Annotated in this window: 12 protein-coding genes and 1 pseudogene; 4 read left to right on the forward strand and 9 right to left on the reverse strand. The window is 69.3% G+C overall.

Annotation, left to right across the window (positions count from 1 at the left end):
• Window positions 1–227 (reverse strand): annotated as a pseudogene (locus Q2100_RS22120) (ComF family protein); the annotation flags it as partial.
• Between the two features lie 94 nt (window positions 228–321).
• On the opposite strand from Q2100_RS22120, the gene Q2100_RS22125 reads away from it, so the two are divergent.
• Entirely contained in the window at window positions 322–1,632 is a 1,311-nt protein-coding gene (locus Q2100_RS22125) for a DUF2252 domain-containing protein (protein ID WP_264015927.1), read from the forward strand.
• Window positions 1,633–1,659: 27 nt separating this feature from the next.
• Here Q2100_RS22125 and Q2100_RS22130 read toward each other — a convergent pair whose 3' ends face one another.
• From Q2100_RS22130 to Q2100_RS22165, 8 genes are all read right to left on the reverse strand, one after another.
• Window positions 1,660–2,715 carry a substrate-binding domain-containing protein gene (locus tag Q2100_RS22130; protein ID WP_302915784.1) on the reverse strand — a complete coding sequence of 352 codons (1,056 nt, stop codon included), beginning with the start codon at window positions 2,713–2,715 and terminating at the stop codon, window positions 1,660–1,662.
• A gap of 173 nt (window positions 2,716–2,888) precedes the next feature.
• Complete coding sequence (locus Q2100_RS22135) at window positions 2,889–3,335, reverse strand: QcrA and Rieske domain-containing protein (RefSeq protein WP_302915785.1); 447 nt, start codon at window positions 3,333–3,335, stop codon at window positions 2,889–2,891.
• Between the two features lie 17 nt (window positions 3,336–3,352).
• Window positions 3,353–3,928 (reverse strand): DUF6529 family protein, encoded by a 576-nt coding sequence (locus Q2100_RS22140; RefSeq protein WP_302915786.1) that lies wholly within the window; start codon window positions 3,926–3,928, stop codon window positions 3,353–3,355.
• Window positions 3,918–4,391: a hypothetical protein gene (locus Q2100_RS22145; protein WP_302915787.1), complete on the reverse strand. Its 474-nt coding sequence runs from the start codon at window positions 4,389–4,391 to the stop codon at window positions 3,918–3,920. Before Q2100_RS22145 ends, Q2100_RS22140 begins: the two co-directional genes overlap by 11 nt.
• Window positions 4,392–4,480: 89 nt before the next feature.
• Window positions 4,481–6,232: an MtrAB system accessory lipoprotein LpqB gene (gene lpqB, locus Q2100_RS22150; protein WP_372503819.1), complete on the reverse strand. Its 1,752-nt coding sequence runs from the start codon at window positions 6,230–6,232 to the stop codon at window positions 4,481–4,483.
• Window positions 6,233–6,237: 5 nt separating this feature from the next.
• Window positions 6,238–7,887, reverse strand: a complete 1,650-nt coding sequence (mtrB, locus tag Q2100_RS22155) for an MtrAB system histidine kinase MtrB (RefSeq protein ID WP_264015933.1) — start codon at window positions 7,885–7,887, stop codon at window positions 6,238–6,240.
• A 22-nt stretch (window positions 7,888–7,909) separates the two neighbouring features.
• Window positions 7,910–8,596 carry a two-component system response regulator MtrA gene (gene mtrA / locus Q2100_RS22160; RefSeq protein WP_264015934.1) on the reverse strand — a complete coding sequence of 229 codons (687 nt, stop codon included), beginning with the start codon at window positions 8,594–8,596 and terminating at the stop codon, window positions 7,910–7,912.
• Between the two features lie 50 nt (window positions 8,597–8,646).
• On the reverse strand, window positions 8,647–9,276 hold the full coding sequence (locus Q2100_RS22165; RefSeq protein WP_269894028.1) for a dTMP kinase: 630 nt from the start codon (window positions 9,274–9,276) through the stop codon (window positions 8,647–8,649).
• Between the two features lie 167 nt (window positions 9,277–9,443).
• Here Q2100_RS22165 and Q2100_RS22170 point away from each other — a divergent pair, with 167 nt between their 5' ends.
• From Q2100_RS22170 to Q2100_RS22180, 3 genes are all read left to right on the forward strand, one after another.
• Window positions 9,444–10,235: a WXG100 family type VII secretion target gene (locus Q2100_RS22170; RefSeq protein ID WP_302915788.1), complete on the forward strand. Its 792-nt coding sequence runs from the start codon at window positions 9,444–9,446 to the stop codon at window positions 10,233–10,235.
• On the forward strand, window positions 10,225–10,542 hold the full coding sequence (locus Q2100_RS22175; RefSeq protein WP_302915789.1) for a WXG100 family type VII secretion target: 318 nt from the start codon (window positions 10,225–10,227) through the stop codon (window positions 10,540–10,542). The genes Q2100_RS22170 and Q2100_RS22175 overlap by 11 nt, the downstream gene beginning before the upstream one ends.
• 26 nt (window positions 10,543–10,568) lie before the next feature.
• Window positions 10,569–12,167 (forward strand): WXG100-like domain-containing protein (locus Q2100_RS22180; RefSeq protein ID WP_456094144.1); only part of this gene is annotated, 1,599 nt, incomplete at its 3' end.

Below are 12,167 nucleotides of genomic sequence, written 5' to 3' on the forward strand. Positions count from 1 at the left end.
GGCGCGACGAGGTCGGCGCGGCCACGCTCCTTGACGGCGACGACGGCGTGCCGCCGGGCGCCGACGTAGCGACCGAGCGCGAACACCGGCACGCCCGGATCCACCCGCGGGGTGATCAGGTGCGGGGCATCGGGTGGCACCCGCAGGTCGACCGCGCACCGCGCGCACCAGCGGGTGGACGGCGCACCGCAGCCACCGCACTCCAGCGGAAGCACCAGGTCGAGCATGAGGGCAGTGTCGCGCCCGGGACCGACAGCCCCGGCTGCCGGGCAGTTCACCGACAACCGCACGCCCGGGTTCCGCACGCGCTGTACTGGGACCATGCCGCAAGACGAACGTGAGTCGTTCATCGTCGACTGCCTCGTGAAGGCGTTCAAGGAACTCATGGACGCCGATCCGGACGCCTTTCGCACGAAGTTCCGGAAGATGGCGGCCGAACCGTTCGCGTTCTACCGGGGCAGCGCCTGCCTGTTCTACGCCGACGTGGCCGCCCGCGACGACAGGTGGGCCGATGAGCGCACCAGCCGGGTGTGGATCCAGGGCGACCTGCACGCCGAGAACTTCGGCACGTACATGGACGGGTCCGGTGTGTTGATCTTCGACGTCAACGACTTCGACGAGGCCTACGTCGGGCACTTCACCTGGGACCTGAAGCGGTTCGCGGCCAGCGTCGCGCTGATGTGCTGGCAGAAGGCGCTCTCGGACGAGGAGATCTCCAAACTGATCGACACCTTCGCCCGTGCCTACGCCGACCAGATCAAATGGTTCCTCGACGAGGACGACGACTCGAGCTTCTCGCTGAACCTGACCACCGCTCGCGGCGCCGTGCTCTACACCTTGCAGAGCGCCCGCCTCTCGACGCGCTCCGAGATGCTCGACCGCATCACCCGCGTCGACAAGTGGGACCGGCAGTTCCGCGAGACTGCCGGGGTGCGCCGCCTGGACGACGGTGAGCGCGCCAAGATCGAGTCGGCCTTCGACCGCTATCTGCAGACGATCCCGCGCACCAAGCGGTTCCAGGGCATCACGTACGACATCAAGGACGTGGTCGGGAAGAGCGGTCACGGCATCGGCAGTGCGGGGCTGCCGACGTACACCGTGCTGATCGAAGGCTTCAACCAGGCGCTCGACAACGATGCCGTGCTCTCGGTCAAGCAGGGCAACGTCGCCGCGCCGAGCCGTGTCCTCACCGACAGCCGGGTGCACGACTACTTCATCCATCACGGGCACCGCACCGCGGTGTCGCAGCGCGCGCTGCAGGCCCATGCCGACCCGCTGCTCGGCTACACCGACCTCGACGGGAAGGGATTCGTGGTGAGTGAATTGTCGCCGTACGAAGCCGATCTCGACTGGAGTGAGCTGACCGAACCCGATGAGCTGGGCGAGGTCGTCGAACAGTTGGGCCGGGCGGTGGCCAAGGTGCACTGCGTGGGTGACACCGACAGCGACCAGTCGCTGGTCGACTTCCAGACCGAGGAGGCCATCGACGCGGTCATCGGTGACCACCTCGACGAGTTCGTCGACGACCTGGTGTCGTTCGGCCTCGAGTACGGCGCGGTGGTGCGCGACGATCACCGCCATTTCGTCGAGGCGTTCCGCGAGGGGCGGATACCCGGCATCAGCTCGTCCTGACGGCGTCGTCCGCGCCGCCCCGCCTCGTCAGAAGTTGTACTGCGAAACGGTTTTCGCGTCGGCCTCCAAGGACGCGTCACCGACGTAGACGTTGTCGTAGCCGTCCATCTTGGTCAGCGACTCGTACCCGGGTATCCCGAGATCGGTGCCCGCCTCGATCGGCCGGCCCTGTGCCAGCATCAGGGCGATCTGCAGCTGCGCCTCCCCGGCGAGGGCAGGGTCCCAGAAGAAGATCTTGTCGATGGAACCGTCGGCGAGCTGCTCGGCGGCCGATGACGGAACCGAGGTGCCCATCACGCAGGTCTGGTTCTGGCGGCCGGCTTCCCGGACGGCCCTGGCGATGCCGGGCACGTCGTTGGCCGCCGAGCCCTGGAAGCCCTTGATGTCCGGGTTCTGCGCCAGCAACTGTTTGGCCTTGTCGTAGGCGATCTGCTCGTCGTCGGCACTCTCGATCGGGTCTCCCACCCGCGCCATGTCCGGGAACTCGGCGACCTGCAGGTCGCGCGCGGCATCGACCCACTGCATGTGCGTCTTCGCCGTCGGCTCGCCGATGAACTGGACGTATTCGCCCCGCCCACCCATACATTGGGCGAGGTTCTGCATGATCCTCTCACCGAAGGCGGCGTTGTCGAACGCCTCGATGTCGATGTCCACGTTCTGGATACCGGTGGCCTCGTGCGAGACGACCTTGATGCCCTGCCCGCGGGCCTGCCCGAGCACCGCGTGGAGCGCCTCGGGTGAGTTGGGCACCACGGTGATGGCCGTGGGGTTCTGCGGAATCAGGTCGGCGATGATCTGGACCTGCTTCTCCGGGCTGGTGTCGTCGGCACCCTCCTGGCGGGTCTGCACGCCGGTGCGCGCGGCGAAGCTCGCGTCGCCCTCGGCCATGCGGTCGAACCACGGGATGCCCTTGATCTTGACGACGTTGACCATCGTCATGTCCTTCGGGTCCTGGCCGGCGCCGTCGGCCGGAGCACTGCTGCTGCCGGCGTCGTCGCCACCGTCACCGCCCGAACCACACCCCACGAGCGCGGTTGCGGCGACGCCGAGCGCCACCAGAAGAGCCATTCGCCTGTCCCGCATTCCCGACTCCTTCGTGACGCCCGCCCGTGTCGAACGGGTCACCACCGAGGACCGGCGGTGTGAGACGTGGCGTGCGTGCCAGTCAAGCAAGTCGACGCCCGAACCGGGCTGTTTCGCGGCCCCTCCGCCCGAACACCGGCGCTCGGCGATTCAGCGCGACACCGGGCACACGGTCAGCCGAGGACGATCGAGTCACCCCGGACGGAGACCGCTCTGGTGTCCAACGGCCGAGAGGCGGGGCCGTTCGCGACCGACCCGTCCAGATTGAATCTGCTTCCGTGACAGGGGCAGACGATGGTGCCGTCGACGACCTCGGACACGGTGCACCCCGCATGGGTACACACCGCGGAGAACCCCGCGAACACCCCTTCGGACGGCTGCGTCACCACGACGCCGTCCACGATCAGGCCGGATCCGACCGGTATGTCGGCAGTGTTCGCGATGCCCTGCACGGTCGGCGGCGCACCTGGGGCGTCCGGCTCCGGGTTTGGGGCCGGTGCCCCGCCCGGCGTGGGCTCCTTGCCGTATGTCGCACACGCACTGAGCACGGTGGCCGCCGCACCGAGTCCGGCAGCGGCGATGAGCTTCTGGCGAGACAGCAGGATGTCGTGGAGGAACATCTGTCGAGACCTTCCGTTCAGAACGTCACGCCGGTGGTCTGGAAGAACCACAGCGCCGAGGTGAGCCACACGTAGACGAGCCCGAAGAACACCAATCCGCCGACGATAGGGATGATCCACCCGGGGAGGCCCTTGCGGGTGAGCAACAGCATCTTCGTCACGAATACGCCATAGAAGAGGCAACCGAACAGCGAGTGCAGGAGAACCCTGCTGTCCGACGACTGGAATCCGAGGGCGTACAGGCAGTGCACGGCGACGGGGTCGCTGGCCAGTACCGCCAGCCGTCCTGACCAGACATGCGCCGCAGCGATCCACGACGGCGCCCGTCCGCCGGGAATCAACCGGTACATCGCGAACGCCGATCCGAGCTGGAACACCCCGAGGAGTACCGCCAGGGTCGCCAGCCAGGACTTCACCGCCGTCCCGCTGGAGAAGCCCGCGATGTTGACCGAGAAGAATTGCGGCTGATGCGTTCTGCCGAAGACACCGAGTGCCACTGCGACCAGCGCGCCGACTGCGACGGCGATCAGCACGGGCACGCCACCCGACGACCTGCCCGTGCCGGGGGCGCCGATTCGCGTCTCAGTACTCATCGGCGGCGCCTCCCACCCGGGTCGCGGTGAACTCCCACGTCTTCTCGCCGATCCGCAACGTGCCCACCACGGCGGACCCTTCGAGGCGACCCTCCAGGCGGCTCGCGCGGTCCTTGTTCGACAGCGTCACCGTCCCGTCGGTGGCGCTGCCCTCGAGCCACGTCTCGATCATGTTGGCGTCGCACGCATAGGCGACCGCCTTCGGGCCGTCCACCGTGATGTCGAGGGTGAGAACACCACTGCGGGTCGGGATCTCGCCGGCATAGTCAGCCGTGGCCGGGAACGCCCGACGGGGTGGCGCGGGCGGCGGCGATGCCGGCGCGGACGGGGCCGCGACCGACGCGGTGACCGACGCCGAGGCCGGAGGTGCGGGCGGCTCCTCTTTCGACACGTTGAACAGGAGCAACCCTGCGCCCAGAGCGGCAACCGCCCCCAAGGTCGCGACAGGACCCGTCACCCTCATCTGTTGACCCTTCCGTACGCCGGTGCCGCCGTTGAGCGACACATTCGCTGTGCTCAACGGGACAGGGACGAGAAGGGTTCAACGGCAGATCAGCCGGGCAGCACCGGGATGGCGCCGGCGTTCATCAACGGCCGCACCTCCGACCATGCCGGGTCGCCCTCGGCGGCGCTCGAGAGTTGCAGCACCCCGCGCTGGTCGGAGACGTACACCGTGGAGGGGTTGGCGGCCACGGTGGTGACCGGCATCAGCAGGTTGCGGCTCGGTCCGTCGGAGTTGACGCCGTCGAGGTTCACGTACGAGACCGGGTGCTGCGGATCGCGCCGGCTGACGACGATGTCGTCACCGGTGCGCCAGGACAGGGAGACCACGGTGTTGCCGAGGCCGAAGCCGAGGCGACGCGGGTAGTTCAGCAGGAACTGGCCGGTGGGGGTCTGCTCCACGCCGGCAAGGATCACCTGACCCTCGATCACCATCGCCGCACGCGTCCCGTCGCGGGAGAGCTGCAGCTCGCTGATCGGGCCGGGGAACTTCGTGGCCACCGGCGCCACGTCGACGGGGATGCGGGCAGGCTGGCCCGAAGCGTCCCGGATCACGCGGACCACGTTGTTGCCGTCGACCACCACCCACACCGCGTTGTCCAGCGACCAGCTCGGCCGCGTCAGGCTCCGCGCCTCGAGCGCCTGGCCTGCCGCCCCACCCAGCGGTCCGATCCACAACGAGGACAACATGTCCGGCGCGCCCGGACGCAGCACCACCACCGACGCGGCGTCCTGTCCGCTGCGCGACACCGCGGCCGAGGCCTGGTTGGGCGCCTGCCCGAACGAGCCTGCGATCCGTGGCGCCCGCTGGCCGTCGAGCGACACCAGCGAGCCGTTGACCAATGCGTGCAGCCCGGCCGCCGCACCGGGGAAGGCGCCCGGATCGGTGGCCGCCACGTCCGAGGTCTCCCAGCCGTCGGCGAACCGGTCGTCCAGGGGTGCGCCGTCGGCGCTGAGCACGTAGGGGCCGTTGATCCCGGCCCGCGACAGTGTCCAGATGATCTGTGCGGCAAGGAGTTGCCTGCTGTGCGGATCGGTGGTCGACAGATTCTCCAGGTCCACCCGGGCGCCGCCGTAGCCGCGGCCGATGCCGGTCTTGCCGCCGTCGGCGCGGGTCACCGGGCTTCGCAGCTTCAGCGGTGCGCCGAGCAGATTGCGCACGGTGTTCGCCATCTCCGGCCGGGGTCCGGCGATCAGCTTGGAGATCAGTTCGGTGGCCAACTGGTCGGGATCGGACACCGCGACATAGCGGGGGTCGGGCACCACGGTGGCGCCGGTGGGGTCGGCGAAGTAGAGCGTGCTGCGCTTGTAGGTGGCCTGGAACTGCTGCCAGTCCAGGAACACGCCGTTGGGGAGCCTGTCGATCCGCCAGCCGCCCGGGGTCTTGAGCAACTCGATGGGGCCGGGGTCGGGCAGCGCGCCGTCCGCGGTCTCGAAAACACCCATGTCCGACAGCGATCCGAGGATGTCGGCGCGCATGCTGACCGAGACGCGGTCGGGCCGGCGAGTCTCGACGAACACCACCCGGTCGATCAGCAGCGCGCTGCCGGCGTCGTCCCAGTCCTGCGACGCCGACTCGGTGAGGAACTGCCGGGCCGCCAGGTGCCGGTTGGCCGGATCCGCGGTGGCCTTCAGGAACTCGCGCAGCAGCACGTCGGGATCCATGTTGGGTGTCGGTGTGGGCAGGCTGGGCGGCGCCGGCCGCTCGACGGTCCCGATCGCCTGCGGCGCCGACGAACTCGGTACCCCGGCACATCCCGCGATGGCGACCGCGAACAGCATCAGCCACGCCGCGGTCAGGATCCGCCTCACACGCTCTCCCCCGCCGGTTCGCGCTCCACCGCACCGCGTCGCGGCGCCCGGTCGGGCCGGGTGGGCTTGAGCGGCAACGGACTCGTCGTCACCTTGTGGCCGCGGACCAGCGGCAGCGTCAGGCGGAAGCAGGCCCCCTTGCCTGGCTCGCCCCACGCCTCCAGCCGGCCCTGGTGCAGCCGGGCGTCCTCGATGCTGATCGCCAGGCCCAGCCCGGTGCCACCCGAGCGGCGCACCCGCGACGGATCAGACCGCCAGAACCGGCTGAACACCAGCTTCTCCTCACCGGGCCGCAGCCCGACGCCGTAGTCGCGCACCGTGACGGCGACGGTGTCCTCGTCGGCGGCCATCCGGATGCGCACCGGCTTGCGCTCGGCGTGGTCGATGGCGTTGGCGATCAGGTTCCGCAGGATGCGTTCCGCGCGGCGGGGATCCACCTCGGCGATCACCTCTTCGCCGGGCACGTCGACGATGAGCTCGACGTCGGCGTCCTGCGCGAGATGTCCGACGTTGTCCAGCGCGCTCTGCACGGTGTCGCGCAGATCGACCGACTCCACCGACAGCTCGGCGACGCCGGCGTCGTGGCGGGAGATCTCGAGCAGGTCGTTGAGCAGCGTCTCGAACCGGTCGAGCTCGTTGACCATGAGTTCGGTGGAGCGGCGCAGCGCCGGGTCGAGATCCTCGCTGTGGTCGTAGATCAGGTCGGCGGCCATCCGCACCGTCGTCAGCGGCGTGCGCAGCTCGTGGCTGACGTCGGAGGTGAAGCGGCGCTGCAGGTTGCCGAACTCCTCGAGCTGGGTGATCTGCCGCGACAGGCTCTCGGCCATGTCGTTGAAGGACACCGCCAGCCGAGCCATGTCGTCCTCGCCGCGCACCGGCATCCGCTCGGTCAGATGGCCTTCGGCGAACCGTTCGGCGATCCGCGATGCCGACCGCACCGGCAGCACGATCTGGCGGGCCACCAGCAGGGCGATCGCGGCCAGCAGGCCGAGCAGCACCACGCCGCCGGTGGCCATGGTGCCGCGCACCAGCGCGATGGTGCTCTCCTCGTTGCTCAGCGGGAAGATCAGGTACAGCTCGAGATTGGTCACCGGCGACGACGTCGGGCTGCCGACGATGAGTGCAGGTCCGGAGAAGCCCTCGGTGGTGACGGTGGCGTACTGGTAGCTGACCTGACCGGCCTGGACGAAGTCGCGCAGCGCCTCGGGCACCTGCTGCACCGGCCCGGCGGCGGTCGCGGCGCGCGGCCCGTCGCCCGGGACCACGAGTACGGCGTCGAACGGACCGCCGAGGCCGGCGCCCGCTTCGGCCTTGCGGTCGATGAGGGTGTTGCGGGCCAACTGCAGGCTGCTGTCCAGCGACCGGCTCTCCTCGCCGCCCACGATGCCGCTGACGGTGTTGCGGGCGCGCTCGATCTCCTCGGTGGCGGCCTTGACCTTCACCTCGAGGATGCGGTCGGTGATCTGACTGGTGAGCACGAAGCCCAGAACGAGGATGACCGCGAGCGACAGCCCGAGCGTGAGCGAGACGACACGCAGCTGCAGCGACCGGCGCCATGCCAGGCTGAGCGCGCGGCCCAGGGTGCCGAGGCCGCGCAGCAGCGGTGCCGACCGTCGGTGGATGCGGCGTCGCGAACTCCAGATCACGGCGCCGCCCGAGCGGCCACGGTCACGGAGGTCCGGCCTTGTATCCCACTCCTCGAACGGTCAACACCACCTGCGGGTTCTCCGGGTCCTTCTCGACCTTGGCCCGCAGCCGCTGGACATGCACGTTCACCAAACGGGTGTCAGCGGGGTGACGGTATCCCCACACCTGTTCGAGCAGCACATCTCGAGTAAACACCTGGCGCGGTTTGCGTGCCAGCGCCACCAGCAGGTCGAACTCCAGCGGCGTCAGCGAGATCTGTTCGCCCATCCTGGTGACCTTGTGGGCAGGCACGTCGATGTCGACGTCGGCGATGGACAGCAGCTCCGCGGGTTCGTCGTCGTTGCGGCGCAACCGGGCACGCACCCGGGCGACGAGCTCCTTGGGCTTGAACGGCTTCATCACGTAGTCGTCGGCGCCCGACTCGAGCCCGAGCACCACGTCGACGGTGTCGGTCTTGGCGGTCAGCATGACGATGGGCACGCCGGAGTCGGCGCGCAGGACCCGGCAGACGTCGATGCCGTTCATGCCGGGCAACATGAGATCCAGCAGCACGAGATCGGGCCGCAGCTCGCGGACCGCGGTGAGAGCCTGCGTGCCGTCACCGACCACCGCGGTGTCGAAGCCTTCTCCGCGCAGGACGATGGTGAGCATTTCGGCCAGCGATGGGTCGTCATCGACGACCAGGATCCTTTGCCTCATGGTGTCCATGGTGTCACCAGATCGCGACAAAACACTGCTAGCGCGCACCCGCGAGTCGGCTAACGTCCCAGGTCGGCTGCCAGCTGTGCCGGGACGACGTCGGGACCGACGCTGCGCCACGGCCCGCTCCAGTCGCGGGCCGCCAGTTCCCGGTAGACCGCGGCGGTGCGGGACTGCAGCCCCCCGTCGCGCTCGTAGATGTCCTTCGCGCGGGCGGCGTCCTGTTCGGCCCGCCGATCGGCGCGGGCGGCGGCCAGTTCCACCGGCACGTCGAGCAGCAGCTGCCAGTCGGGCACCACCAGGCGGAGGCGGTCGTATTCGAGGCTGCGGACCCACTCCACGACCTCGCCGTCGGCGCCCTGGCTGAGCCGGGCAGCGCTGTAGGCGGCGTTCGAGGCGACGTACCGGTCGAGGATGACGACGTCGTAGGCCGCGCTCAGGTGCCCGATCTCGTCGCGGGCGTCGGCGCGGTCGAGGGCGAACAGCACGGCCATCGCGTGGACCGACTGGGCGAGGTCGCCGTGCGCACCGTGCAGGGCCTCGGCGGCGAGGTCGGCGGTGACCGACCGGTGATACCGCGGGAAGGCCAGGGTGGCGACCGAACGTCCGGAAGACTCGAACGACGCCCGCAGCCCGGTGGTCAGCGTGTTCTTCCCCGCGCCGTCCACTCCCTCGATCGCGATGAGCACGCTGTTCACTTCTCCCGGGTCGCTCCGCTCCTGCCCACCGGCGAGCGTAACTGGTGCGTTCGACCCCCTCTGGCCGTCGATAAGCTTTCATCCGGCCATGTAGCAGCTGAGAGGAAGCTGCGGCGGGCGTAACGGAGCCGGCCGTCTAGTGACTGGGGGTTCGCCGGGTGGGGGGATCGGTAGAGGTCGTCGTCTCGGAGTTGGAGTCGGCGGCCACACGGCTGGCGGACGCCGGACAGCGCCTGCAGGACGGGCTGTCTGCCGTTGACCTGTCGGTCGACGAGCTGTTGGCGAAAGGCTGGAAGGGCGGCGCCGCGACGGCCTACACGGCCGAGTGGGACAACTGGCACAACGGCGCGGGCCAGGTGGTCCGCGGGCTCCAGTCGATGTCGGAGTCGCTCAAGGCCGCGGGTGCGCAGTACACCGCGACCGATCAGCAGGCTGCTGAAGCCGTTGGCTCGTCGTTCCAACCGACCGGCGGCGCACCAAGCGGCGGGGCACCGAGTGGCAGCCCCAGTGAGCCCGGTGCGGCGGCGCCGGCCGGCCACAGCGCGGGTAATGGCGCCCCGAGCATTCAGGGCGGCACCGGCGCGATGGCCGAGATGATGAACCTCGGGCAGCCGGCGGCGCAGACCGGACAGGCGCTCGGGCAGGCGACGGGGCAGCTTGCCGCCGGTCTGGCGCAGGCCGCCGCCGGGATCGCGCAGGCCGTGACGGCGTTGGCGCAACAGGCCGCGCAAGCCGACGAGAAGGACGACGCAGACAAGCAGGACGACGAGCGCGAGCCTTCGGAGGAAGGGACCGAGGATCGCGACGGCGACGAAGCGACCGAGCAGCCGGCCGGTGCGGACGGGCCCGCGGCTCATGCATCATCGAGCGCTCCGGTAGACGCCGTGCCGCAGCCCCCGCCGACGGCCGTTGTCCCTACGGGTGTCTCGAGGCCCTCCGGTGCCGGGTAGCGGCGGCGGGAGCGCCGCGCTGGTGGTCGATTTCGCCCAGCTGGCAGCGGCCATCGAGCACATGGAGGCCTATCAGCGGCAAGTCGACGAGTGCCTCGCAGACGTCGACCAGGCCATGGCCGCGTTGCGGGCGACCTGGCACGGCGAGGGTTCGGACGCCCAGGCCCAGGCTCAGGCGCAGTGGCGCGCAGGCGCCGAGCAGATGAAGACGGCGCTGTCACAGTTGCAGAAGATCGCGGACACCGCGCAGAAGAATTACAAGGGCGCGGTGAGCAACAACGCTCAAATGTGGGGGAACGGCGAGTAGTGCCGTCCGGCAGCGGGGCGTTGAGTGTGCGGATCGAAGTCGATCCGCAGATTCTCATCGGCGCCGGAAAGAGCATGGGCTCGTTGGGCGGTCAGCTGGCGGCGCTGATGGGTGCGCTGGGCCCGATGCTGTCCGACGGCATAGCTTCGGGCAAGGATCCGGCTGGGTTTGAATTCGCGTTGCAGTACGAAGATACGGCGCAGAAATTCTCCGACGGCCTGGCTGCGGCGGCCAACGCGTTCAAAGCCGTCGGCTACAAATTGGAAGCCAGCGGACACAACTACGCGAACGCCGATGCCGTCTCCACAATCGGAGGGTCGGGGCCCACCGGCCGGGTGGGCGAGGTGCCGAGTGAGACGAAAGCCGCCGACGCCGCAGCGTCTCCGAACGGCAACGTGGTGCATGCGCCGGCGAACTGGCCGATTGTGCTGCCCTTCTTGAGATTTGCGATCTGGCCTTCGGGCAACCCCTCGCTGCTACGCGTCACTGCCGAGCAATGGCGCAACCTCGCCAAGGGCTTCTCCGTGATCGGGAACGAAGTCGCCGGGTCGAAGACCGCCGTGTCGACGCAGAAGATCCCCGAGGGCCCGCAGATCGCCAAGGCGCACGACGACCTGGCGGCCGGTGTCTCCGACTTGGCCTCTCGGGCCTCAGAGCTTGCGACGTTGGTCGAGGACTTCGCGCGCGTCGTGCAGGAGACGCAGGACGCGATTCGCCGCTTGCTGGACCGCTTTTCACTCGGTGGTGCACTCGATTTCCTTGGGGGCATCGTCACCGGCGAGGCGGACGACATACTGCGCGAGATCGCTCGCGATATCGACACCGCATTCGACAACATGCAGCGTCAGGTCAAAGCGGTGGGGGCGCTCCTCGGTGAGCTCACCGAAGCTCTCGGCGACACCGTGACGAAACTCCAACAGCACGTCGACGTGACGCTTCGTGAACTTCTCGGCGATGAGGTCGGCGGCGCGATCTCCGCTGCGTTCAAGGTGCAGACCGACCTGACCACCGGAGTCCTCACCGGGGTCCTCAACACGGTTGCCGGGACGGTGGCGATGGCGGACATCGATACCTGGCAGGGCATGGCCGAGACGGCCTGGGCGGTCATCCAGGACCCCACGAAGGCAGATGACGTCGCAATAGCCGTGGCACAGGAGTTCTTCGCCACCGACAAGATCACCGGAGACAATCCCGCCCGCGGCATCGGTGAGGCAGGCTTCAACGTCGCAACGCTGTTCCTGCCGGGTGGCGCGTTGTCCAAGACCGGCCTCGCGGCCAAGGGCGTCAACGCGGCCCGCCGTGGATTCGGCAATTCAGATGCCCCCGCGCCGGACACCGCACCCACCTTCGGATCACACGATCTGGAAGGACTCGACGACGTTCCCGGAGTCGGGACCCGGCCCACCGACGTCACCGACGTCCGGCCTGGTGCGATTCCCGACTCGGTGATCGGCCCCGTTGCGCCCAACGGTATTGACGCGCCGCCGAACCCGCGAGGCCTCGAAGGACCGGCGGGACCGCCTGATCCGCCGGCCCCGACGGGTGCGCCCGGTGGTCGCGAGGGTCACGGGGATGGCGGCGGCAGCGGTCCCCCGCCGCCACCGGACCCACCGGAGCGCACGCCC

The sequence above is a fragment of the Mycolicibacterium arseniciresistens genome (assembly GCF_030519285.1).
GTDB lineage: Bacteria > Actinomycetota > Actinomycetes > Mycobacteriales > Mycobacteriaceae > Mycobacterium > Mycobacterium arseniciresistens.